Below are 23,481 nucleotides of genomic sequence, written 5' to 3'. Positions count from 1 at the left end.
AAGGTGAGGTGGGGGGCTTTACAAGACGATATTCCCTACCCCACCAATAGATTGCCCCCTTTCGGGTCTGGATTAGAATTACCTTTACACGAGGCTTCTATTCATGGGGGTAATCGCAAATGGTAAACGCCCAGTTTAGGCTCATGAAGGGCGGAAAAATCTCCGCAAATCGGACATTTTGGCCAGGGGCAGGTTGGTTTCATGCCCTAGGGTTAAGCCTGGGGTGTGGGCAAGGGTTGGGAGTGGTCTTGGTCTGACCATTTTTCGCCACTGGCAGCGTTTAAACGAGTTTCAATTTGGTGGCCCGCTGGGTGTGGGGGAGGGGAAGCGTCAGATCGTCGATTAGCTTCTTCCCTCGCCGGAGTAGGCCTCCCGACGCTACGATGGTGTCCAGATGCTTTTAGACGAAACTCAAAGGAAAACCATCACATGTCTCTGTTAAACCTTGACGCCAATGCTCTAGAGGAGCTATCCACCCAAATCCGCCAGCAGTATGAACAGCTGAAGGCAAGTGGCCTGAAGCTTGACCTCACCCGTGGGAAGCCGTCTGCAGAGCAGCTCGACTTTTCCGAGGAACTGCTGAACCTACCCGGCGCTGGTAACCACACCGCAAGCAACGCTGAGGATGTGCGCAACTACGGCAATGTGGCGGGAATCGTCGACATCCGCGCCATCTGGGCAGAATTGCTCGGGGTTCCAGTCGAGAATGTCTATGCGGGGGATTCCTCCAGCCTCAACATCATGTTTGACCTGGTCACCTGGTCTTACTTGTTCGGCAACAATGATTCTGAGCGTCCGTGGCACGAAGAAGACACTGTCAAATGGGTCTGCCCGGTTCCTGGATATGATCGCCACTTCACAATCACGGAGCAGCTCGGCTTTGAGATGATAACGGTCCCGATGCTGGAGGACGGCCCGGATATGGATGCCGTTGAAAAGCTCGTTCAGGACCCGCAGGTCAAGGGCATGTGGACCGTCCCGGTCTTCGGCAACCCCACTGGTATCTCCTTCTCGGAGGAAGTCACCGACCGGCTGGCTGCGATGGAGACAGCGGCGCCTGACTTCCGAATCGTGTGGGATAACGCTTACGCAGTTCATACGCTTACCGACGAATTCCCCGCTCTTTATAACGTGCTCGAGAAGTCTGCTGCTGCTGGCAATCCGAACCGTTTCTGGGTGATGACATCCACCTCGAAGATCACCCACGCTGGTTCCGGCGTGTCTTTCTTCGCTTCCTCCGAAAAGAACTTGAAGTGGTACTCCTCCATCGCCGGTGTGCGCGGCATTGGCCCGAACAAGGTCAACCAGCTGGCTCACGCGAAGTTCTTTGGCAACGCCGAGGGTGTGCGCACCCACATGCGTAAGCATGCGGGCAACCTTGCCCCAAAGTTCAAGGCGGTCCTGGAGATCCTGGAAAACCGCCTCGGAGAGTATGACGTGGCACGGTGGACTAGTCCTGCAGGCGGTTACTTCATTTCGTTGGATGTGATCGACGGTACTGCAACGCGTGTGTGGGAGCTGGCCCGAGATGCAGGAATTACTCTTACTCAAGCTGGTTCATCCTTTCCGCTCAAGGATGATCCGAATGATCGCAACATCCGCCTTGCGCCTTCTCTGCCTCCTCAGGAGGAAGTGGAGCAGGCTATGGACGGCGTTGCCACCTGTGTTCTTTACGCGGCTATCGAAAAGCTGCAGGGTAAATAGGTGACCGGCGAGGAGATTGCCGTTTGGCTATCAAATATCTTCGGTGAGCTTGGCTTCTCCGATATCGAAGGGCGCAGGCTGGCTTTCACAACGCTTGACGACGACACCAGGGCCGCAATGACCTGTGGCTTCTCAGGGGTGGATACCGGACTGGTGCTGGAGGCGGAGCAGGAAACGGAGGTGCGTGCTGAACTGGTCGTCGTCACGCGCACGGCACCGGATGTGGAGCTTGCCTCTGCACTCTTAGCTGCGTGGGATGAACTTGCCGGGGCTTCGGGTGCTCTCGCTGCCCAGCCCGGCACGTTTTTGCCGGATCTTGTGCAGCGTTCCCACCTAGCCGAAGTTGTGGAGCACAAGGGTGCGGAACCAATTACGGTGCGCCATGGGGTGCTGCGGGAGCCACAGCTGTTCGAGCAGGGCACACCACACTTCACGGAGCCGGGCCGCATGACCTTATTGCTGGAGTTGGTGCTGTTAACCGATGAAGAGTTTGAGGTGGCTCGCGAGCGGGGCCTTGATGGCTTGGACACGCGGCTGCGCCGCCGAGCTACTGACCTGGGGAACTGGCGCCGTGGGTAGGTCGCCTCGCGGCGACGGAATGAAGCCTTACGGCGGCGGGAAGAGGTTTCGCGGCGGCGGTGAACAGGTAGGGTAGATCCCGTGGCTTTATACCGGAAGTATCGTCCCGCATCGTTTGCGGAAGTTGTCGGCCAGGAGCAGGTAACCAGGCCCCTGAGCACCGCTTTAGACACTGGGCGCATCAACCATGCGTATCTGTTTTCCGGTCCGCGAGGCTGCGGCAAGACGTCGTCGGCACGCATCCTCGCCCGTTCCCTGAACTGCGTTGAAGGACCGACCTCAACCCCGTGTGGTGTGTGCCCGTCGTGTGTTTCTTTAGCGCCTGGCGGCCATGGAAACCTTGATGTGACGGAGCTTGATGCGGCCTCACACCGCGGTGTCGACGATATGCGCGAGCTGCGTGATCGGGCCTACTTCGCGCCGGCCGAGTCACGCTACCGTGTGTTTATCATCGACGAGGCCCACATGATCACCACCGAAGGCGCCAACGCTTTGCTGAAGATTGTGGAGGAGCCGCCGGAGCACCTCATTTTCATTTTTGCGACGACGGAGCCAGAAAAGATCATCGGCACGATTCGCTCGCGCACCCACCATTATCCGTTCCGTCTGCTCACGCCTCAAGCGATGCGACAGCTTCTGGAACGTACAGTAGAGAGCGAAAGTGTCCGTGTCGACGACGATGTTTACCCGTTGATCATTCGTTCCGGCGGTGGATCCCCGCGCGATACTTTGTCGCTGCTCGACCAACTTCTTGCAGGTAGTGGGCCAGACGGGCTGACCTATGATGAGGCCCTGCCACTGTTGGGTGTCACTGATCTCGGGCTTATCGACGACACCGTGAATGCTCTTGCCACAGGTGATGGGGCTGGAGCTTTTCAGGCTGTGGACGATGTAATTGAGGCCGGCCATGAACCGCGCCGCTTCGCGTTGGACTTGTTGGACCGATTGCGAGACCTCATGGTGATCCAGGCCGTGCCGGACGCTTTCGGGCAGGGGCTTGTGGAAGCTCCGACAGATCGGGCCCGAGTCTTGGCGGACCAGGCCGCACAGTTTACGGGTCCACGTTTGGCGCAGTTGGCTTCAGAAGTCAACGATCGGATCTCTAGCCTGCGCGGTGCAACTAGCCCCCGCTTGCTGCTGGAAATCATGGTTGCCCATCTTCTTGCAGTGCCCGCAACCCCTTCCGTTCAAGCTGCACAGCCAGTCCAGGCGCAAACTGCGGGTAGGACCGTGCCAGGGGGCACCGGTGAGGGTGTATCTCCGCAGACCGGCAGGCAGGACACCCCAGCACAGCGTGGAGGGGCAGCGGCGGCTGCTCAAGCTGCTGCTGCGGCAGCGGCGGGACGAACCAAGAGCTCCTCAACACCTGCACCTCGCCAGGCTCCGCGCCCAGAGCCAGCGCCGAAACCGGAGCTTGCGCCGAAACCGGAGCCTGCGCCGAAACCGGAGCCTGCCCACCATGCAGATTCTAGTGAGGAGCTGTTCGCCACGATCAAGGAGACGTGGACCCACTTGCGCCAATACGTTGGTGGCCGTAACAAGGTTGCAGAAATCATGCTGACCGAGGCACGTCCGCTTGGAGTGAAAGACCAAACGCTTGTTATCGGGCACAACACGGGTGCTTTGGCGCAGCGCATTAATTCTGAACGCAATAAGGCCGACATCGTCGCTGCATTTTCGGAAAAATTAGGAACACAGGTGTCGGTGAAATGCGTCGTGGGAACGGATCCAGCGGCGGCTGGTTTTCACCACGTGGATAAGCAGCCTGAAGTGTGGAACCCGCAGGCGCAACAGCACAACGCCACTGCGGAAAACCAATCCACTGAGCCAGAACCAGAACCAGAACCAGAACCTGAGCCAGAGCCAGCACCAGCTCCGGCCGGAGAAGCTCAAACGGCGCCTACACCTGACGAGGTGAAGACACCGTCCAACCCAGAACAGGCACAAGAGACTGCACAGACCGGTTGGGGTGCTCCTGCCCGAATTCATGGGCAGCAGGCGGGCGGGGATGAGTCTGCCTCTGTAGAGCCGGTGGCGGTTGCGCAGCCACAGACCGCGCGGCCCTCTCAACCTCAGTCCTCTGACGCGCATGACTGGAAATCCATCGCGAGGGAAGCAACCCAGCGAGCCGGTCAGCGCCAGAAACGCGAACGCGACGAGATCCCGCTGCCACCAGAACCGGTGGATGATGATGCTCCGCCACCGCCAGATCGCTTTGACTCGCGCCCTGCCCAGGGCTCGGCCCACTTTCAACCAGCAGGAGCCCCTGCGGTGCAAACGCCATCACAAGGACCTGTGCCTGAACAGCCCTATTCCCGTGAAGACGAGGAGCAAGCCATGGCTGATCAAGCACAGGAGCCAGGCGTAATCGATCGCCGTGACGCAACCCAGGTGGCGATGGAATTACTTCAGAAGGAGCTCGGAGCGAAGCCACTGTAGAGAAAAAGGCCAGTTCAGACGATTGTATGATTTGATCATGCTGCTGTTCGCTGAGGGCGCACGTGTTGGGTAATCACCGGGCGAGTTAGCCCGGTAGACTAAGAACAAAACAACACCGAGCGAAAGGTTTTTAGCATGACCAACCCACAGCAGCCAGACATGAATGAACTGATCAAGCAGGCCGCAGAGGTCCAGGCGCATCTCCAGAAGGCCCAGGAGGAGCTGCTCGCTGCTACTGTGTCTGGTTCCGCGGGCGGTGGTCTGGTGAATGTCATCATGACTGGTGGTGCAGAGATTACCGATATCCAGATCAAGAAGGAGGCTGTGGATCCGGAGGATGTTGAGACTCTCCAGGACCTCATTCTCGCTGCGTACCGTGATGCGCATACCAAGGCGGGCCAGTTGGCGCAGGAGAAGATCGGTCCACTAACTCAGGGCCCACAGGGTGGCGACGATTTACTCGGGGGACTGTTGAGTTAATCCCACGGTGCTGATTCGCACTCCGCGAACACGCCACTCCAACGCCCGGTGTATGCCGGGCGTTTTTGTATGCTTGGCAGTTGGGCTTGAGCAGGCCAGTGCGTGACGACGAAAGGGGCATTACGTGTTTGAAGGACCTCTCCAGGACTTGATCGACGAGTTTTCTCGCCTGCCTGGGGTGGGCCCAAAAAGTGCGCAGCGTATCGCTTTTCACCTGCTCAAGACGGACCCTGAAGATATTGACCGTCTGCGGGCTGCCCTTGCTGCAGTGCGTGATGGGGTGACGTTTTGCCGGATCTGCAATAACGTTTCGCGTGACGATGTGTGCCGTATCTGTGCCGATTCGGGGCGCGATACCTCTGTGGTGTGCGTGGTGGAGGACGCCAAAGACATTCAAGTTATTGAGCGCACCGGTGAGTACAATGGCCGATTCCACGTTCTTGGTGGCGCGCTCGACCCGTTGGCGAATGTAGGTCCGACGGATTTGAATATTTCTTCGCTGCTGCAACGTATCGGTGGTGTTTTACCTGATCGTGATGGGGAGGACTCGCCTGAGATCAGCGAGGTTATCCTCGCTACTGATCCTGATACCGAGGGGAGGCAACCTCCAGCTACCTTGCGCGTCTGCTCAAGGACTTCCCAGATCTGGTGGTCTCCCGCCTTGCATCAGGCATGCCATTGGGTGGAGACCTTGAGTTTGTCGACGAGCTTACTCTGTCGCGGGCATTGTCGGGGCGGTTGCGCCTCTAGTCTTAGGCAACCAGGTCAAAGGTACGCCAGTTGCTTTGCTTAGCACGGCAGGGGACCATCTCAGCTCAACAGCATCTTCCTCTGCTAGCGCTAAAAACAAGCATGCAAGGTCATCAAGGTCATAAGGAACGAGAATATTTGCGTCAAAAAGAGATCTCAACATGAAAGGGGATGCATGAAGAGCCCCGGCCCAGCGGAGCGCGGCTTCAGCGCTACTTCAAGCGCTCGAGGCGCAGCCGGTCCACTGTGGCAAGCTCCAAAGGTTCCAGCTCGCGGAGTTTGATCCCCATAGCGTTGGACAAAAGTAGATCAGCAAGCTGCGGGTTGCGTGCAAGCACGGGCCCATGCATGTAGGTGGCAATCACGCTGCCCTGCACGGCTCCTTCGGCGCTGCGCTGGCGGGAGCCGTCAGAAAGCATGTCCGCGGTACTTGCAGCATCGGTATTGCCAGTGCCGCGGGTCAACCGGCCCAGCGGTTCAGCACCAGTGCCCAAAACGGTGCCACCCAAGTGGTTCTCAAAACCAGTCAAGGGCTCTGTCAGTTCCTCAGTAATGCCGACATGGGTAGGGTGTGAGGTGACCTCCCCGATGGCGCGGGATGCCATGGGGAAGGTGGTGGCGTCGATAAGCCCGATGCCGTCTACCTGCTTACCTGAAGCGCGGAAAGACTCGCCAAGTACCTGCAAGCCGGCGCACACCGCGAAGATGGGGCGCCGATTGATAGCCGCTCTCACCAGGCCCTTATCCTTCGACAGGTGGTCCGCCGCCAAAATCTGGGCGGAGTCCTCCCCGCCACCAACACAGTAAATATCGAGATTCTCCGGGATAGCGTCGCCTAAACGGAGACGAAGGATCTCCGCCTCCATCCCGCGCATGCGTGCACGCTGACGCAGCACAAGCGCGTTACCATCATCGCCGTAGGTACCCAGAACGTCGGGCAGCACCAGGCCAATAGTCAGTGAATCAGTCACGGTAGTCCTCCTGCTTCGCAATATTGCGTTTCAAGTCACGAAACGCGGTGTAATTGGCCAGCACCTCGACGCGCCCGGGCGGGCACGCACGGATTGCCTCAACGGGGTCGTGAATGAGCTCATAATCTATCTCGGCGTACAACAACCGCACGGCAAGGTCGGTGCCACGTTCACCGGCGGCTTTCACCGACACACCTTCGAAATCCTCAAAGCGCACATCCCATAACCAGGAAAGATCCTCGCCGTCAGCAACCTGGCCATTGACCGCAATCACTAACCCATCGGCATCACGGTGCAGCATGCTCAGTGCTTCCTGCCAACCGGCGGGGTTCTTCGCCAGCAAGAAGTGAACCTCGTGGTCGCCTAAATGCACGGTAGAGTAGCGGCCCGCAACATCGTCTACTGCTTCGGCGGCACCCACCGCGGCATCAAGATCCACGCCGAACGCCTCAACAGCCGCAGCGATCGCCTGGGCTGCGTTACCACGGTTCGCTTGCCCCGGCAGAATCAGATCGAGATCAACCAGCTGACCCTCCGGAGTGGTAATCCCCTCAGGGGTGACCACCCAGTCCGGCGTGGGGCGTCGGAAAGTGCTGCCATTAGGCAGAGGTTTCACCGCGTACCAGTCGTCCTCGGTGCGTACCACGTGCCCGCCACCGCGCGGATTAGACACAGAATCACCCAACCATCCCGCACCGGCCGAGACCCAAATCACGTTCTTGGCGTCCCACGCCACCGATGTCATGAGCACGTCATCACAATTGGCAATCACAGTCATATCGGGGTGAGCAGTGACGGCTGAGCGCAAAGCCCGCTCAATCGAGTTGATCTCGCCGACGCGGTCCAACTGGTCACGCGACAAGTTCAGCAACACCAGGGCCTGCGGGTTGATCTTGTCCGCCACAGACGGTACGTGTAGCTCATCGACCTCCAACACAATGTGGGTAGCATCTGGGGATGCCATGAGCGCCGAAATAATGCCGGCGTCCATGTTGTCGCCGCCGTCGTTGGTAGCAACGCTGTACTTGGTGCGCAGGGCAGCAGCCAACATGCGGGTGGTGGTGGATTTGCCATTGGTGCCGGTAACAAGCACGGCAGGGCGATCGTCGGCAAGCGACGACATAATATTTGGATCGATCGCGCCAGCAATTAAGCCGCCGATCATGCCCCCGGCACCACGCCCTGTGGCGCGCGAGGCTGCAGTTGCTGCTTTAGCGGCAGTAGTAGCTACGCGCGAACGCAGCGACGACAACCGGCTTAGTGGTGATGAACTCATGCGTCCACGATAGCGAAATTATCTGCCCGCATTGAGTTGTGCCACTGCTGCCAGGAAATCTTTATCACTCACAAGGGGGATGTCTTTCCGGTGGGCATGCATCGCCTTGCCCCGCAGGTCAGAGCGAAGGTTTGTGACCACGAGAGATGCCGTCCGGGTCAGCTTTTCCGTATAGGTAAGGCCCGCTTCACGCCCTGCTGTGATCAACTCATCAGGGGCGATCTCGACGTCATCGCTGACAACAAACTCCATCCCCGCAGCCAGTCCTTTCTCACGGGTGTAGGTGCCTGGGTTGTCGTGCTCAGGTTCCGCCTTTTCAGCAGCGACCCGCGCGTGGGTACGCTGCAACCCGAAACGGTCAGCTGTTAACTCCTTCGGGCTAAAAGAGACAACGGGGCCACTTCTAGAAAGGGTGCGATAGAGCTCGACGAGCACCAGTGTGGCCTCACGTGATGTTTCTGTCTCCGGACGCTGGGCACGCGCCACACTGGCCACCGGGCTTGGCGCAGCCACCTGGACTTTTTCGGCAACGGCGTAGAGTCGAGCGTCGGTCAGCGCAATCCCACGGCGCCGGGTTGTTGCGAGCGTATCGACGATCGCCTCTGGTTGCGGAACGTGCCCGACTCGTTGGCGGCGTCGGCCACGCCCACGATTGCGGGAACGGTTCGCGCGTGCCGCAGCATTCATTGCACGCCGGGCCTCGGACACGACGAACCCCCAGACCTGAGGGGCGTCGTGCACAATCAGTGTGCGCCCGTCAATCAGCCGGTCCAGGGTTTTGAGGTGGCGAGAAAAGCGTTGCGCCTGCTCAAACTCGTCGTAAGGAACGCCGTGACGGTGAACAGGTCCAGGATCTCCACCGGTGTTGAAGATGGTGTGAAAGTCTTCGCCGGTGGAACCAGCGTTGTCAAAGGTAACAGCATCGAGAGTGAGCAAGCGCCCAGTGGACGGGTGGATCCCCGTCGACTGCACATGCACCGCGACGAACGGGTGCGACAGTTCCTGCTCAGTGGTCATTGTTCAGATTCTAGCCAACTAGCGATACCGCCATGCCATTGCCTTAATTTGTGGCACGCGACTTCACGCGGTGCCCTAGGCTAGAACGTTAGCTGCCACGGGTTCACGCCGAGCGGGATATTCGTTTGAATCTGCACGCCAGGCACTTCATGCACATAGTAGCCATCTGGTGCGGGCGCGGGAGCCGGTGCTGGTGCGGGAGCCGGTGCTGGTGCGGGAGCTGGAGCCGGTGGCGGAGCTTGATATCGCGGAGCTGGTGCCGGCGGGGGAGCTGGTGCTGGTGCTTGGTACTGCGGGGCCGGCGGCTGGGGTGCAGGGGCCGGCGCCGGTGCTGGAGCCTCGGGTGCTGGTGCGGGTGCTGGCGCTGGGCCGGACTCGCCCTCATTGTGCTCACTGTGACGGTCAGCGGGATTTTCCGGGGCGGGGCCGGGGTCCGCTGTATCGGAGTTTCCTTCCTCTTCCTTTTCCTTGTCGGTAGCGTGCTCAGCAGTGCCCGAGGAGTAGGGGAAGAGACGATCACGCTGGTTCCGATCGGGCCCACCGAATGTCGCTGCGATGTTATCGGCAGTCATTGGGAGAGAGCCTGTCATGCCAAGGACCGCGGTACCTGCAAGAGCCACTGCGCCGACAGCTGCGGTAACGCCTAAGAAGCGGCGCCGTTGTTTCTCTGTAGCTACAGTTCCGGCAACTTCCTCGTCGGCAAGCCGAGCGGCCTCTTCAGCATCTTGATCAGCCTTGAATGATGTATAGGCTGTGGCAGCAGCGGCCGAGGATTCAGGGGTTGCGTCCGGCGCTGGCAAAGCGTCAGGCAGGTGAACCACGTTTGTGCCAGCTTCAACAGGAACGGTGTGCTCTGGCTCCGCAACAGACACCGGCATCACCGTGGTGGGAGCACAAGCGTCCTCAGCGATGGCAGCTTGCCGCTTTTCGACGACAGGCAACGGTGAAATTTCCAATTCGCCCAAGGCCACAGACCCATCAGAAGAGGCGGCGTACACCGTAAGTTCGGGGGTGCCAGCTACGGGGGAGTGGTAGGACCGAGCCATCGTGATCAATCCGCGCTGAGACAACTCTGAAACCAGAGGCCACAGGGCGTGTGCATCGGCGGCTGTCAGCGCACCGACCTTACGTTCATGAATGTAGGCCGCAAGACCTTCCGGCCCGTCAGGGCGCAGCTCGACGAGGAGATGCATGCGGTCTTTCATTTCAGCTTCCACCGCGTCGGCAGAGTAGGTAACTGCGCGGGCGGGGCCATCGTCGAGAAGCACCCACGGTTGCTCTGGGGGATCGTTGAGCGGGAGACAAAGCCCCGGACGGGGGAGACGTAGCGCGATCGAGGGCCCGAGCCCCTCGCCTAAATTAGAAACACGGGCCTTCACTTGAGGGGTGAGACCAGTGGAAACTATCCACTCTAAATCCGGGTATTCGTGGCGATTGTATTCGCTCACAGACCCGAGGATCTGGCCATCGAAGTGAAGGTGGAAGCCTCCGGTACGTTCTGCTGGAATCAAAGAAGTAGCAACATCGGCTACGGAAGAGCCTGCATCCTCCAGTAAGGAGCTGGCAGCGCGCGCATTGACGTTTTCTACTGGGATATTTCGAACAGCACCAAGACCGTGGTCGGGCACCACATAGTGTGTCATTGGACTATTCCTACTTTCATTTCTTCGTCTCGCCATACCCGGCGATGCTGCGGTGTAAAATCCCCGGTCTCACCGTTGTATGAGCAGTGTCGAGTACATGGTCAACATCCAGTGTAGGGGAACGAACCACTAAGTGTAGAAGAAAGATATGCGAAAGTATAGCCAAGAAAAAGATTAATGCAGGCCAAGAGGTATGGACAAGTTGTACAATTCGGGTGAACATGGGGGCGTGAGTTCGGCCGAACAATGCTTGCCCGGGGTTATCGGTACAAGCCCCCAGGCCCAGACTCTTTGAATCAATAGATTAATTGATTATTAGATAGTAGGGTGTTTGCCAATAGGCTGGGACGTTAGGTTGAGATAGGTAGGGATGTGCCTAGTGGAGCGGTCTCCTAGCCGAGGGAAGCGTGCACGTGAGGATAATAAAATGAAGAAAAGATTGAAAAACACCGTGGCATTCTTTGCAGCATCGCTGCTCGTTGTTGCTCCGTTGGCTGCATGTTCGTCAAAATCACCCAATGCAGAAACGTCAACAACAAGTACAGCGTCTGCCGAAACTACCGGGGCTGTGAATGGTAGTGAGACCAGGACAGTCGTTGATGCTTATGGGCGAGAAGTGGAGTTGCCCCAGGTTGTTGAGACCAGTGCGTCCGTGGGGTCTGCGGCGCGTTTTGCAGTGTACGCAGGAGCAGCAGACAAGTTAATCGCGGTCACTGAAATGGAGACTCCAAGTTCACCTCTCAGGCCATATACCGTGGTCCACGAAAAGCTCTTTTCCTCGTTGCCCACTACCAGCAACGGTAATCACCTGCTGGAGACGGCAGTGGACGAAGAAGCATTATTGGGACTAAATCCTGATGTAGTGATCTCTAGCCGTAGCGCTGATGAGTGCGATCTTTTACAAGACACCACCGGAATCCCTGTCGTGTGCATTTCCTACCAGAATCAAATCTTTAGTGAGGATGTATATAAGTCAATCGAAGTAATCGGAGAGACTCTCGGAACCGAAGACCATGCTTCCGAGGTGGTGGCCCAGATGAAGGAATGGGAAGAAGATTTAGATTCCCGGACCTCGGCAGTTGAAGAAGATGACAAGCCTTCGGTCTATGTCGGCGCGGTCAACTTCAAGGGGGCTAAGAGTTTTGGAGGCACCTACCAGCAATATGCCCCGTTTGTCGTATCGAATATTAAGAACGTCGCTGATGAATTAGGAGGTCATGGATCGGTTGATATCGACTTAGAGCAGTTAGGTCAGTGGGACCCAGACATAATTTTCCTCAATCCATCGAACATGGACCTCATGAAAAAAGACTACGCTGACAATGCCGCATTCTTCAACCAACTCACGGCGTTCCAAAATGGGGAGATCTATACTCAACCCGCGTTCAACTTCAACGGCACCAATGTAGAGATGGGAATCGCTAACGCGTATTTTGCTGCGGCGACGGTCTATCCCGAAAAATTCGAAGACGTTGACCTCACCGAGAAATATGATGAGATCTTCCGAACCATGCTGGGCTCCGAGTACTACAGCCACATGCGTGAACTTGGTATGGACTTCACTTCGCTCGATTTCTCCTAGCAGGGGTTCGATGTAGCTGTGAAGTCTCTGCAACCAGTTTTCGCCACTTACTCCCCCAACGTGGAACTAGGGCGGGAGACCTCGCCCCCAAGGCCGAGCCTTCAGTACACGGGGATGGTGCGGCGGAGGTGGATAGTTATTCTCGCTACTTTCGTCCTCCTGCTATTTCTCATTCTCGCAGCACTTATGACTGGATCATCAGATCTGGGGTTGGTTGATGTTCTACGGGCAGTGACTGGAGGAGGCGACGAATACAGTGAAATTGTCGTGTGGCGGATGAGGATGCCACGAATCCTCATGGCTGTCCTGGGCGGTATTGGATTAGCATTGGCCGGTAGTGCTTTTCAGGCAGTGCTGAGAAATCCACTGGCCTCAGCGAGTACCTTAGGTATTTCCCAAGGTGCTGCCTTCGGTGCAGCAGTATCGATTATCGTGGTGGGCGGTTTGACAGGCGCCTCGCTGCATGAAGGAGTAGCCTCGGGAAATCCTTATGTCACAGTCGCGTGCGCGTTCGTGGGGGCGATGGCATCGACCCTTGTGATTCTGGGTCTCTCGCGGCTTCGCGATATGACCTCGGAATCCATTGTTCTGGCCGGTGTTGCGATTTCTGCTCTTTTTGCCGGCGCGACCGCAATGATCCAGTATTTTGCCGAGGATACTCAAGTTGCAGCAGTCGTATTTTGGACTTTTGGCGATCTTGGGCGCGTTAACTACCAAGAATTAGCGATAGTCACCTTGGTGGTCACAGCAACGTCAATATATTTTTGGCGAAATCGATGGAATTACAACGCAATGGAATTGGGGGAAGGCTCCGCCCACGGTTTAGGTGTCAACACTGGGCGTACTCGGCTGTTAAGCATGCTCGTCGGTGCAGCAGCGTCGAGCGTTGTTATTGCATTTTGCGGGACGATCAATTTCGTCGGCCTCATAGCTGCTCACATCATGCGTCGCTTGATCGGAGGCGATTACCGTCACCTCCTCCTCGCGTCAGCTCTGACTGGTTCCTGTGTGTTGCTTGCTAGCGATTTGTTGGCGCGGATCATTATTCCGCCGGTGATTTTGCCGATTAGTTCCATCACATCGTTTATCGGCGCCCCGCTCTTTTTATACCTACTGATGCGAAGGTCGAAGCGATGACTTCAGATCTGCACATCGGCGACACTATGGACAAACCAGGAAGGCTTCTAGCCGACGAGATTGGCTTCTCGTTTACCCCAGGTGATGCAGTTCTTAGCAAAGTCTCTGCCGAGATTCATGCTGGCTCGTTTCTGGCGGTCTTGGGTGTAAATGGCTCGGGGAAATCAACCCTGCTTAATTGTTTAGCCGCAATACTTAGGGCCAAACATGGAAAAGTCCTTCTTTACGGCCAAGACATCGCCACCATTAAACGGACGCAACGCGCCCAACAATTGGCCTATGTTGCCCAAAAAAATTTCACGAATCGCTCGAGTGTTTATGATTCCTTGTTGATAGGACGAAAACCCTTCATCACTGGCGTCCCGACGGAGGATGATTACGCAATAGTTGATGCCGTCATTTCAGCTATCGGGCTTGAGAGACACGCCTTGACATACATTGATGAGCTCTCCGGGGGCGAATATCAGAAAGTGGTACTCGGCAGAGCCCTAGTCCAGTGCACGGGAGTGTTACTTCTTGATGAGCCGACCAACAACCTAGACATTGCAGCTGAGCACTCAATTTTGAGTTTGGTGAGGAAACTAGTCGATACCCAAGACGTGGCCGCCGCTGCCGTCATGCATGACATCAACTTAGCCTTGGACTACTGTGACCGCTTCCTCGTGCTTTCCGACGGCAGGGCTTGTGCTCACGGGGGCCCAGAGATCATCACAGACGCGCTAGTTTCAGAAGTCTATAGAATTAGTGCCACGGTACACACCGTGGCTGATCGCAAAATAGTGCTCGTCGATAAGCCCATCTAGAATAACCAAGAAAGTGCCCCCTTTATGACACATTCAAAGTTTATGGCCACATACTTCGACAGCAGGGCGCAGGAGTGGGATCGCCAACAGCAGGCAGACCCCATGAATAGGGTAAAGGCGCTGAGCGTAGCGTGGCTGGCGGGGGTTGGGCCGTCTTCATCAGTGCTCGATGTGGGCTGCGGTACTGGTGTCATGGTACCTGGGTACCTAGAGTTGGGTGCTAGCCGCGTTGTGGCAATCGATGTATCACCCCGCATGATTCAGTTGGCCTGCGACCGTTACGGCGACGAAAAGCGCGTCGAATTCCATGCGCTAGACATCCTAGACTACGAGGCGGACGAGCCATTTGATGCCGTTGTGATTTACAACGCTTACCCGCATTTCCTCGATAAAGAGCGCTTGGTAGAAAAGGTGGCGTCTGTGTTGCGTCCGCAAGGCAGAGTCACTGTCGTCCACGGCCTTTGCCGTGAAGAGATCAACTCTCACCACGGGGTCGTACCGGAAGAAGTGACGACGGGTTTGGCGCCGGTGGCGGAGTCCGCGCAAGTCTGGCGCTCACATTTCGTGATCGATGCAATGGCAGATACTGATCACTACTTCTTCTTCAGTGGCACACTTAGGTAGACCGCCCTTTTCCCGCATGGGTGAAAACGGAGACCTCTCCCTTGAGTGCGCCGAGAAGACTTGCGTCGTAAAGCGATAACTTACATTCCAGGCGAAACCTGAACCTTCAAGCCACGATTGACGGCCGAAACAATCGCCTTCACGGATGCGCGCGTGGTGGAACCAGCGATGCCCACACCCCATGCCTTTGCTCCGTCAACCTCGGCGTAGATGTAGCAGGCGGCATCAGCATCATCACCTGCGGAACGGGCCTGTTGCGAGTAATCCTGCACCTCAACGTCGATACCCACCTTCTCCAGCGCGTTGGCGAAAGCCGAGATCGGGCCATTACCCTCACCAGTGATGGTGCACTCCTCCCCATTGAAGCGAACATTGGCTTCAACGGTGGCGTTTTCATCATCGGTCTCGGCATTGGTCACGCGCATGGAGACCAACTCCAGTGGCTCCTCAAGGTCTAAATACTCACCCGCGAAGATATCCCACATGTTCTTGGAATTGACCTCGCCGCCCTCAGCATCGGTGATGGCCTGAACAACCGACGAGAACTCAGGCTGCATACCTTTCGGCAGGTTGATCGCATGGTCTGTCTTCATGATGTAGGCCACGCCACCCTTGCCGGACTGAGAATTTACGCGAATTACAGCCTCGTAGTTGCGACCGACATCCTTCGGGTCGATCGGCAGGTACGGCACCTCCCACACGGTTTCGCGCAACTCTTCCCACGCAACCTCAGTGGAATCCGCACCTGGGCGCACCTTGGCCGCCAAGGCATCCAGGCCCTTATTTACGGCATCCTGGTGGGAGCCGGAGAACGCCGTAAAGACCAGATCGCCGCCATAGGGGTGTCGCTCGGGCACGCGCAGCTGGTTGCAATACTCCACGGTTTCACGGATCTTGTTGATATCCGAAAAATCGATCTGTGGGTCCACGCCTTGGGTGAGCATGTTCAAACCCAAGGTGACTAGGTCAACGTTGCCGGTGCGCTCGCCGTTGCCAAACAGGCAACCCTCAATGCGGTCCGCGCCAGCCAGGTAGCCCAGCTCTGCCGCCGCGATGCCCTCGCCACGGTCATTGTGGGGATGCAGCGACAGAATGATCGAGTCACGCTTGGCCAAGTGACGGTGCATCCATTCAATCTGGTCTGCGTAAATATTGGGAGTGATCATCTCCACGGTGGCCGGCAAGTTAATGATCATCGGGTGCTCTGGGGTGGCCTCCATAATGTCCACCACCGCGTCGCATACCTCAACCGCGAAGTCGAGCTCAGTGCCGGTGAAAGACTCCGGGGAGTATTCCCAGCGCCAGTTGGTATTCGGGTAATCCTTCGCGATCTCCTTGATCAGCACGGCTGCGTCAGTAGCCAACTTCTTAATCGCAGGACGGTCCTTGCGGAACACAACCTCGCGCTGCAACTTCGAGGTGGAGTTGTAAAAGTGGATGATCACGTTCGGTGCGCCTTCGCACGCCTCGAAAGTACGGCGAATCAGGTGCTCGCGCGCCTGCACCAGCACCTGGATTGTCACGTCCTGAGGGATCATGTCCTTTTCGATAATCTCGCGCACGAAGTCAAAGTCCGTCTGCGATGCGGACGGGAACCCTACCTCGATCTCCTTGTATCCCATCTGCACCAGCAGGTTAAACATGCGACGCTTGCGCTCCGGGCTCATGGGATCAATCAGTGCCTGGTTGCCATCACGCAGATCAACCGCACACCACTGTGGTGCCACGGTGATCTTCTTATCCGGCCACGTGCGGTCCGGCAGCTGCACGTCTTCTACTTCCTGAGCGAAGCTCAGGTAACGCTCGTGCGGCATCTGGGACCCACGCTGCTTATTCCAGGCAGGCTGGCCTTCGTTGCGAGGGCCGTCGGGAGTGCGAATTTCAGAAGGCGCGGAGATGAAAGAATCAGAAGGGGTCATGTCGTTGATGTCCTTTTCTAGGTTACGTTGGTGTTGATTGTAGGCTGACCATTCAGATCGATCCTGATTAGTCCACGGCCGGCAACACAAACTCCGCGACGGGGTGCCGGCCGTGAGTTAGACCTAATTCCCGCCGCGGCCTAGAAGGAGAAGCCACGCGCTCGCGTAAAATACGCTGCGTTCAACGATAGACATAGAACACACTCTAAACCCCGTTATCGGCTGTGTCCACCAAATGCCCGAAAACTGCGTGAGGGGCATGTTCCTGCGGGCCAGCGGACAGCTAAAACTTCACACTTGCGTGGAGGCCAGCACAATGGTGGCCACAAACATGGCCACCAGTGCCACAATCATGACTGCGATTCCGGCACCGGCGTTAACGGCAAACTGTTCCCCCAGCACCGCGTGTCCCAGGATGAGTGCCACCACAGGTTCGAAAACCTTCATGGCTGGCAGAGACTTTTCTAAAGGCCCGGAAGCAAAAGCGTACTGTTGCGCCGCCGTGCCAGCAATAGCGGTAGCTACCAGGCCATACAGTGGCCACGAGGTAAGAACAGCCGACAAGCCACCAGAAGCAAAAAGGTCCGCCACCGTCTTCGACAGCACCGCAACATAGCCGAAAATGATGCCGCACACCGCCCCTAACACAACAGAAATGGTGCCAGGCGAGCGTCGATAAGCAACAAACAAAGCCACAGCGCAGACCAATGCGCCACCGGCCACCGCAACCCACCAGGTTTCCAGGTTGGCTGAAGACGTGCCCGGTACGGGCCGCCCCACCACCAACAACACGATCACTGCCGCTGTCAGGATTAAAGACCAGAGCGCTTCACGACGCCGCATGCCCCCACCACTGATGTACGCACCCAGCATGAGCGTGAACATGAGGGACAAAACGAGGATGGGCTGCACAACAAGTAATGTGCCAAAGCCCAGCGCGACCACCTGGAGCAGGTAAGCCACAAACGCCGAAAAGATAGAAATCCACCACAGGGGGTTCGTTAGGCCACGCGCCAGAACGGATTTGTGGCGGGGCGCAGACACAATGCGGTGGCGCGTGACCGTGCCCCAGGCAATAGTGAACGCGGAGGCGAGGGCGAAAAAGACCGCGAGAACATCGCTTCGCACGACCACTACTATATGCTCTGCAAAAAAATTGTGCACTTCAACGTGTTGGGTGAGGGTACTCGGGGTAACATAGCGGGTTGAGTTACATTGCATGGCGGCGAGTAAGACGTTGAGCACAACGTTGATTACTCACGTTCCCCGACCTCGACGGAAAGGTGGCCCACCTGTGGCACTGGTCGTACAGAAGTACGGAGGCTCTTCCCTGGAGAGCGCTGAGCGCATTCGCGCCGTAGCCGAGCGGATCGTCGCACGAAAGAAACAGGGCGATGATGTTGTGGTGGTGTGCTCCGCAATGGGTGACACCACTGACGAACTGCTAGACCTGGCCGCCCAGGTCAACCCCGTGCCGCCGGCACGTGAGATGGACATGCTGCTCACTGCGGGCGAGCGCATCTCGAACTCGCTGGTGGCTATGGCGATCGCATCGTTCGGCGCCGATGTCCAGTCCTTCACCGGCTCCCAGGCTGGTGTGCTAACCACGGAGCGCCACGGCAACGCGCGCATCGTGGATGTGACTCCGGGGCGTGTACAGGACGCTCTCGATGCCGGCAAGATTGCCATCGTCGCAGGCTTCCAGGGCGTTAACCGCGATACCCGCGACGTGACCACCCTGGGCCGAGGAGGCTCCGATACCACCGCAGTGGCGCTTGCAGCGGCGTTGAAGGCTGACGTGTGCGAGATCTACTCGGACGTCGACGGCATCTATACCGCAGACCCGCGCGTTGTCAAAGACGCGCAGAAGATTGAGCAGCTCTGTTTCGAAGAGATGCTGGAGCTGGCCGCCGCCGGTTCCAAGATTTTGGTCTTGCGCAGCGTGGAATACGCTCGCGCATTCAATGTTCCCATGCGAGTTCGCTCGTCTTATAGTAATGACCCCGGCACCCTAGTAACCGGATCGATGGAGGATATCCCCGTGGAAGAAGCAGTCCTGACCGGTGTAGCAACCGACAAGTCCGAATCAAAGATCACCATCCTGGGTATCCCAGACCACCCGGGCGAAGCAGCCAAGGTTTTCCGCGCGCTTGCCGACGCTGAGATCAACATCGACATGGTGATCCAGAACATCTCCTCCCTAGATGACAACACCACCGACATCACCTTCACCCTGCCCACCGGTGACGGCCCGCGCGCCGTGGAACTGCTGACCAAACTGCAGCAGGACAACGGCTGGCAAAACGTTACCTACGACGACCAGATCGGCAAGGTCTCCCTGGTCGGTGCAGGAATGAAGTCACACCCAGGTGTTACCGCAGAGTTCTCTGAAGCGCTGCGCGACGCGGGCATCAACATCGAGATGTTCACTACGTCTGAAATCCGGATCACTGCGGTTGTGCGCGAAGCTGACCTGGACAAGGCCACCAAAGCTATCCACGACAAGTTTGAGCTTGGTGGCGAGGAGGAAGCCCAAGTGTACGCGGGTACCGGGCGGTAGCCTCGCAAGCTCGCGGTAGCCTCGCAGGCTCGGCTACCGGCTAAGTAGTGTCGCAGGCTCGGCTACCGGTAGAGGGACTCGCAAGCTCGGCTACCGGCCGAGTAGTGCCAATCACCCATGCGCGTGACGACGAGCCAATACGCGGTACGCTGGGCCAAGATCAAAAATCTAATGAAAGTGAGTTAAAAGGATATGACCACCATCGCAGTTGTAGGTGCCACCGGCCAGGTTGGCCAGGTGATGCGCGAGATCCTTGCTGATCGTAACTTCCCCGCAGACAAGGTGCGCTTCTTCGCGTCTCCTCGCTCTGCAGGCAAGAAGCTGGAGTTTCAAGGCCAAGAGATCGAGGTCGAGGACCTGACCCAGGTGACCGTTGATTCGGTCAAGGACATTGACGTTGCGCTGTTCTCGGCTGGTGGCTCCACGTCCAAGGAGTGGGTGCCGGTGTTCGCGGAGGCGGGCGTGAAGGTTGTAGACAACTCGTCGGCATGGCGCAAGGACGAGGACGTTCCTCTGGTCGTGTCTGAGGTGAACCCTGACACCGTTAAAGATCTGAAGAAGAACATCATTGCCAACCCGAACTGCACCACCATGGCGTGCATGCCGGTGTTGAGCGCATTGCACGACAAGGCTGACCTGAAGGTGCTGCGTGTTTCTTCTTACCAAGCCGTTTCTGGTTCTGGTCTGGCTGGCGTAGAGACTCTGGAGAACCAGATCAAGGCTGTAGGCGATAATGCGGAAGACTTGGTTTACGACGGTTCTTCCCATGATCTTGGCGATTTGGGCCCGTACGTCGCGCCGATCGCGTACAACGTTCTGCCTGTAGCCGGCGCTTTTGTCGACGATGGTAGCTACGAAACTGATGAGGAGCAGAAGCTGCGCAACGAGTCGCGCCGTATTCTTCGCATCCCAGACCTGAAGGTTGCTGGTACGTGCGTGCGTGTTCCTGTGATGACCGGCCACACCATGGTTGTGCACGCGGAATTCGCTAACCCGATCACCCCGGAGGAGGCGAAAGAGGTACTCGAGGCTGCCGATGGTGTGACTGTCACCGAGGTTCCTACTCCGCTGGCCGCCGCGGGCAAAGACGATTCCCTAGTGGGGCGGATCCGCCAAGATCAGACCATTGACGGTAACCGCGGCTTGGTCTTCGTTGTCTCCGGCGATAACCTGCGCAAGGGTGCAGCGCTGAACACCGTTCAGATCGCGGAGCTGCTGGTGTAAAGCAGGCTTCAAGCTTGTTCGGCAGTCGGCTGGAAAACACTGCGGCAATCTCGCTCAGTTTTCATTAATATTCGGTCTCAAAGCGGTAACACTGGTTGCGGGCTGTGCAACGCAGAGCCACAATGGAAAGAGATCAGTTTTCACGTGGTTTCCACCTCTTTAGGTAAAGCTTCGTTGGAACAGACGAAAGTAGATCCGAATACATTGAGGTAGTGATTGTGCGTAACATCCAAGGCAAAGGCTGGGCGGCGGCCGCCACCGTGGTCGCGCTCGCGTGTACCGTCGCCCCGGCTGCTCAAGCACACACCAGCCTGAAATGGGACGATGAGACGGCCTCTCCAGGCGAGACAATCGTTCTGGAATCTCGTGGCAACCACTCGGTGACCGGATCACACCGAGTTCGGATTAGTGACAGCACGACGCTGCCTGCCGGTTGGAGTGTCTGGGGCTACGGAAGCACCTTCCGCGTGGCAGTCCCCGCAACTGCCGTCGACGGCGAAACAGTCACGCTTGAGTTCGTCACTGACAAAGGTAAGCGTATCGACGACGCCAAGATTACGGTCGAAGAAGAAAAAGATGCTGCACCCAGTAAGCGATCTGCTTCTTCATCGCACTCCTCCCCCTGGTTGACCAGCTTCTTGGCAACTCTCGGCCAACTCCTCGGTTAAGCGCTCCCTTAGCCGGCCAGCACCCAATTGTGTTGAAGGGTAAATATTTACCGGGGGTCCTCCACGATAGTGCGACGTCGCGCACGCAACTCCCGTTCCACCTCCTGTTGGACTGCGTCGAGAAAAGCATCATCTGGCAGATGTGATGAAGCGGCGAGTTCTGCAAGCTCGCGCTGCTGAAGAGATGAGAAACGTAGAGTGGAATCGAGCTTGCGGCGTGTGAGGTCGAGTGCTTGGATCCGGAGGCGTTGCTCCGTCGATAAGCGAGATCGGCCCCGCAGCCACGCAACTGTGACCACCGCGATCAGGAACAATCCAAGGTAGCCCAACAACGGGTAGATAAACCCGATCAATTCCTTAAAGCCCACGAAAGACAAAATGAAACCCACCAGGCACGCCACCACAAACACTGGGTAGAAACGCTTCGGGCGGCCTTTAGTGAGGCGCTTGCCAAGGGCGTAAAACATGGAGATCGCAGTGTTGAAAATCATGCCGTAAATCACTACGGCCATAGCAACACCGAGGGCCGGATTAATCTGGTTAATCAGGGTAAGCGCAGGCAGATCATCCCCGTTGACTAGTTCAACCTCGAAAAAGAGGCTGACGGCAAGCAGTAAGAGCAAGGCCAAATAGATCAGGCCACCGAAGAGGCCGCCCCACCCAGCCACCTTCGTGTCGAGGAAACTACCGCCAATCACAATCGCCATCGAAGTCGCCGTGATCACGTTGAAACCGGTGTAGTTCAACGCCGCGACCCACCAGTTGGGCAACGTGGTGGAGACCTCCTGGCTGGCAACGTTAAGGGCTGTGATGTCGGGGCTCGCATTGGCGATCGCCCAACCGGTAGCGATCAGGATAAACACGAAGATAAACGGGGTGATAAACCCAATCACATAAGTCACCCGGTCCACGTCAAGAAGACCTACCACTAACACCAAGGCCAACATGAGTGCGGCGCCCGCCCACAACGGCCAGCCGAACTGCTGGTTCAGGTTGGAGCCTGCACCCGCGAACATGATGAAGCCGACCGCGAACAGAGTAACTGTGGTGGAAACATCCAAAAGGAGAGTGACAGCACGGCTGGAAACATTAGCTAGCGCGCTCATATGCTCTTTCGCTTGGTAGTAACTGCCAAGCTGCATGAGAGAAACACCAGCAATGATCATGATGAGCGACGAGACTATCGCGCCGACAATTCCCCACGCGCCGAACGCCACGAAGTACTGCATCGTTTCCTGGCCAGAGGCGAAGCCTGCACCGATGATGATGCCGACAAAAGCCAACCCAATTTTGACCACTTGCTTCAACATGGAGTACCTCGATAAATGGGGGAAAGGCGCTAGCAGAAAGGCGCTAGCAGCGCCCTAGATTACATGAGGGAAAAGTCTATCGCGTCGATCGCTTTTATCAAATGAGGGCTACGACACAGGGCGTCGTCAAGCGCCGTTCTTTGCGTTGCGCGAGTCACCCTCCATCGTGGCAATCAGGTCGCGCCGGGCCCGGGCCACCCGCGAACGAATCGTGCCCACACGCACCCCGGCGATCCCTGCAGCTTCTTCATAGGTGTAGCCGAGCACTTGGGTTAAGATGAGCGCTTCACGACGTTCCACTGGCAGCTCATCAATCATGGTGCGCAGGTCAATCATGTCGCTCCACATGTTCGGATTATCCGTGGTGGGTGTGGTGGCGGCCACGTCATCGTACTCGGTGGCGGACTTGCGGGGCCGTGCCATATCGTGGCGCACGCTGTCCACCCATACCCGTCTGGCCAGGGATAACAGCCAGGTGCGTGCCGACGATCGGGCTGCGAAGCTGGGTAGTGCGCCCAGGACGCGGAGATAAGTTTCTTGGGTGAGGTCATCGGCGTGTTCGCGGCCAGCGAGGTGTGCAAGGAGGCGCCAGACGTCGTCGTGGGTTTCCTCGATGAACTGGGACAACGCAGTCTTGTCACCTCGGCCAGCCTTTAGGGCCAGGGAGGTGACGTAGTCGTCGTTGCTCCTGCTCACGAAACTAAAGGTTACCAGCTGTTATTTTTCGGTACGCTGGGGCACACGCACGCTTGCCAAACCCTATCGGTTAGCGTAGACTATTAATTGTAATCAATT

The 23,481-nt window shown here is 57.4% G+C and carries 19 protein-coding genes and 1 pseudogene; 12 read left to right on the top strand and 8 right to left on the bottom strand.

Translation table 11 applies throughout. The annotated features are described in order from the left end of the window. The first annotated feature begins 429 nt into the window (after positions 1 to 429). The 5 genes and pseudogenes from CKV99_RS11450 (at position 430) to recR (ending at position 5,952) form a co-directional block, all read left to right on the top strand. Positions 430 to 1,704, top strand: a complete 1,275-nt coding sequence (locus CKV99_RS11450) for a PLP-dependent aminotransferase family protein (protein ID WP_092259031.1) — start codon at positions 430 to 432, stop codon at positions 1,702 to 1,704. Beyond that, the gene (locus tag CKV99_RS11445) at positions 1,705 to 2,283 is read left to right on the top strand and encodes a suppressor of fused domain protein (protein WP_092259034.1); all 579 of its coding nucleotides are present in this window, start codon (positions 1,705 to 1,707) and stop codon (positions 2,281 to 2,283) included. An 81-nt stretch (positions 2,284 to 2,364) separates the two neighbouring features. Further along, positions 2,365 to 4,722: a DNA polymerase III subunit gamma and tau gene (locus tag CKV99_RS11440; RefSeq protein ID WP_092259037.1), complete on the top strand. Its 2,358-nt coding sequence runs from the start codon at positions 2,365 to 2,367 to the stop codon at positions 4,720 to 4,722. A 135-nt stretch (positions 4,723 to 4,857) separates the two neighbouring features. Continuing rightward, positions 4,858 to 5,202, top strand: a complete 345-nt coding sequence (locus tag CKV99_RS11435; protein WP_092259040.1) for a YbaB/EbfC family nucleoid-associated protein — start codon at positions 4,858 to 4,860, stop codon at positions 5,200 to 5,202. 124 nt (positions 5,203 to 5,326) lie between these two features. Beyond that, positions 5,327 to 5,952, top strand: a pseudogene (gene recR, locus CKV99_RS11430) (recombination mediator RecR). 212 nt (positions 5,953 to 6,164) lie between these two features. On the opposite strand, the gene CKV99_RS11425 reads toward recR, so the two are convergent. The 4 genes from CKV99_RS11425 to CKV99_RS14505 all read right to left on the bottom strand — a co-directional run bounded on the left by CKV99_RS11425 (position 6,165) and on the right by CKV99_RS14505 (position 10,859). After that, entirely contained in the window at positions 6,165 to 6,923 is a 759-nt protein-coding gene (locus CKV99_RS11425; protein WP_092259046.1) for a type 1 glutamine amidotransferase, read from the bottom strand. Continuing rightward, a complete protein-coding gene (locus tag CKV99_RS11420; RefSeq protein ID WP_092259049.1) occupies positions 6,916 to 8,199 on the bottom strand; it encodes a MurT ligase domain-containing protein in 1,284 nt (427 codons plus the stop codon). The genes CKV99_RS11425 and CKV99_RS11420 overlap by 8 nt, the downstream gene beginning before the upstream one ends. Positions 8,200 to 8,217: 18 nt before the next feature. After that, positions 8,218 to 9,216 carry a DNA polymerase III subunit epsilon gene (locus tag CKV99_RS11415; RefSeq protein ID WP_092259052.1) on the bottom strand — a complete coding sequence of 333 codons (999 nt, stop codon included), beginning with the start codon at positions 9,214 to 9,216 and terminating at the stop codon, positions 8,218 to 8,220. Positions 9,217 to 9,296: 80 nt separating this feature from the next. Beyond that, a complete protein-coding gene (locus tag CKV99_RS14505) occupies positions 9,297 to 10,859 on the bottom strand; it encodes a hypothetical protein (RefSeq protein ID WP_092259055.1) in 1,563 nt (520 codons plus the stop codon). 427 nt (positions 10,860 to 11,286) lie between these two features. Here CKV99_RS14505 and CKV99_RS11405 point away from each other — a divergent pair, with 427 nt between their 5' ends. The 4 genes from CKV99_RS11405 to CKV99_RS11390 all read left to right on the top strand — a co-directional run bounded on the left by CKV99_RS11405 (position 11,287) and on the right by CKV99_RS11390 (position 15,005). Next, positions 11,287 to 12,441, top strand: coding sequence for an ABC transporter substrate-binding protein (locus tag CKV99_RS11405; protein ID WP_092259058.1), 1,155 nt, complete (start codon positions 11,287 to 11,289; stop codon positions 12,439 to 12,441). A 186-nt stretch (positions 12,442 to 12,627) separates the two neighbouring features. Continuing rightward, positions 12,628 to 13,578 carry a FecCD family ABC transporter permease gene (locus CKV99_RS11400; RefSeq protein ID WP_197697187.1) on the top strand — a complete coding sequence of 317 codons (951 nt, stop codon included), beginning with the start codon at positions 12,628 to 12,630 and terminating at the stop codon, positions 13,576 to 13,578. Continuing rightward, positions 13,575 to 14,381 (top strand): ABC transporter ATP-binding protein, encoded by an 807-nt coding sequence (locus CKV99_RS11395; RefSeq protein ID WP_092259061.1) that lies wholly within the window; start codon positions 13,575 to 13,577, stop codon positions 14,379 to 14,381. The genes CKV99_RS11400 and CKV99_RS11395 overlap by 4 nt, the downstream gene beginning before the upstream one ends. Positions 14,382 to 14,405: 24 nt before the next feature. Continuing rightward, a complete protein-coding gene (locus CKV99_RS11390) occupies positions 14,406 to 15,005 on the top strand; it encodes a class I SAM-dependent methyltransferase (RefSeq protein ID WP_092259064.1) in 600 nt (199 codons plus the stop codon). Positions 15,006 to 15,085: 80 nt separating this feature from the next. Here CKV99_RS11390 and leuA read toward each other — a convergent pair whose 3' ends face one another. Both leuA and CKV99_RS11380 read right to left on the bottom strand, forming a co-directional pair. Further along, positions 15,086 to 16,924: a 2-isopropylmalate synthase gene (gene leuA / locus CKV99_RS11385; RefSeq protein WP_092259067.1), complete on the bottom strand. Its 1,839-nt coding sequence runs from the start codon at positions 16,922 to 16,924 to the stop codon at positions 15,086 to 15,088. A 291-nt stretch (positions 16,925 to 17,215) separates the two neighbouring features. Further along, positions 17,216 to 18,052 (bottom strand): DMT family transporter, encoded by an 837-nt coding sequence (locus CKV99_RS11380; RefSeq protein ID WP_092259279.1) that lies wholly within the window; start codon positions 18,050 to 18,052, stop codon positions 17,216 to 17,218. Positions 18,053 to 18,218: 166 nt separating this feature from the next. On the opposite strand from CKV99_RS11380, the gene CKV99_RS11375 reads away from it, so the two are divergent. The 3 genes from CKV99_RS11375 to CKV99_RS11365 all read left to right on the top strand — a co-directional run bounded on the left by CKV99_RS11375 (position 18,219) and on the right by CKV99_RS11365 (position 21,376). After that, entirely contained in the window at positions 18,219 to 19,484 is a 1,266-nt protein-coding gene (locus CKV99_RS11375; RefSeq protein WP_092259070.1) for an aspartate kinase, read from the top strand. Positions 19,485 to 19,676: 192 nt separating this feature from the next. Then, positions 19,677 to 20,708: an aspartate-semialdehyde dehydrogenase gene (locus tag CKV99_RS11370; RefSeq protein WP_092259073.1), complete on the top strand. Its 1,032-nt coding sequence runs from the start codon at positions 19,677 to 19,679 to the stop codon at positions 20,706 to 20,708. Positions 20,709 to 20,920: 212 nt separating this feature from the next. Beyond that, on the top strand, positions 20,921 to 21,376 hold the full coding sequence (locus CKV99_RS11365; protein ID WP_092259076.1) for a hypothetical protein: 456 nt from the start codon (positions 20,921 to 20,923) through the stop codon (positions 21,374 to 21,376). A gap of 47 nt (positions 21,377 to 21,423) precedes the next feature. Here CKV99_RS11365 and CKV99_RS11360 read toward each other — a convergent pair whose 3' ends face one another. Next, positions 21,424 to 22,686 (bottom strand): YkvI family membrane protein, encoded by a 1,263-nt coding sequence (locus CKV99_RS11360; protein WP_092259079.1) that lies wholly within the window; start codon positions 22,684 to 22,686, stop codon positions 21,424 to 21,426. Positions 22,687 to 22,812: 126 nt separating this feature from the next. Next, positions 22,813 to 23,382, bottom strand: coding sequence for an RNA polymerase sigma factor (locus CKV99_RS11355; RefSeq protein WP_092259082.1), 570 nt, complete (start codon positions 23,380 to 23,382; stop codon positions 22,813 to 22,815). Between the last annotated feature and the right edge of the window lie 99 nt (positions 23,383 to 23,481).

It is taken from the genome of Corynebacterium cystitidis (assembly GCF_900187295.1).
Classification (GTDB): Bacteria; Actinomycetota; Actinomycetes; order Mycobacteriales; family Mycobacteriaceae; genus Corynebacterium; species Corynebacterium cystitidis.
Note: the sequence above shows the minus strand (reverse complement) of the source record. Positions and strands in the feature narration are given on the sequence as shown.

What these genes read in the sequence shown, in the direction of transcription:
- CKV99_RS11450 (WP_092259031.1), top strand. Translation starts at nt 430, where the DNA reads ATGTCTCTGTTAAACCTTGACGCCAATGCTCTAGAGGAGCTATCCACC.
- CKV99_RS11435 (WP_092259040.1), top strand. Translation starts at nt 4,858, where the DNA reads ATGACCAACCCACAGCAGCCAGACATGAATGAACTGATCAAGCAGGCC.
- CKV99_RS11420 (WP_092259049.1), bottom strand. Translation starts at nt 8,199, where the DNA reads ATGAGTTCATCACCACTAAGCCGGTTGTCGTCGCTGCGTTCGCGCGTA.
- CKV99_RS11415 (WP_092259052.1), bottom strand. Translation starts at nt 9,216, where the DNA reads ATGACCACTGAGCAGGAACTGTCGCACCCGTTCGTCGCGGTGCATGTG.
- CKV99_RS14505 (WP_092259055.1), bottom strand. Translation starts at nt 10,859, where the DNA reads ATGACACACTATGTGGTGCCCGACCACGGTCTTGGTGCTGTTCGAAAT.
- CKV99_RS11405 (WP_092259058.1), top strand. Translation starts at nt 11,287, where the DNA reads ATGAAGAAAAGATTGAAAAACACCGTGGCATTCTTTGCAGCATCGCTG.
- CKV99_RS11400 (WP_197697187.1), top strand. Translation starts at nt 12,628, where the DNA reads ATGACTGGATCATCAGATCTGGGGTTGGTTGATGTTCTACGGGCAGTG.
- CKV99_RS11395 (WP_092259061.1), top strand. Translation starts at nt 13,575, where the DNA reads ATGACTTCAGATCTGCACATCGGCGACACTATGGACAAACCAGGAAGG.
- CKV99_RS11390 (WP_092259064.1), top strand. Translation starts at nt 14,406, where the DNA reads ATGACACATTCAAAGTTTATGGCCACATACTTCGACAGCAGGGCGCAG.
- leuA (WP_092259067.1), bottom strand. Translation starts at nt 16,924, where the DNA reads ATGACCCCTTCTGATTCTTTCATCTCCGCGCCTTCTGAAATTCGCACT.
- CKV99_RS11370 (WP_092259073.1), top strand. Translation starts at nt 19,677, where the DNA reads ATGACCACCATCGCAGTTGTAGGTGCCACCGGCCAGGTTGGCCAGGTG.
- CKV99_RS11360 (WP_092259079.1), bottom strand. Translation starts at nt 22,686, where the DNA reads ATGTTGAAGCAAGTGGTCAAAATTGGGTTGGCTTTTGTCGGCATCATC.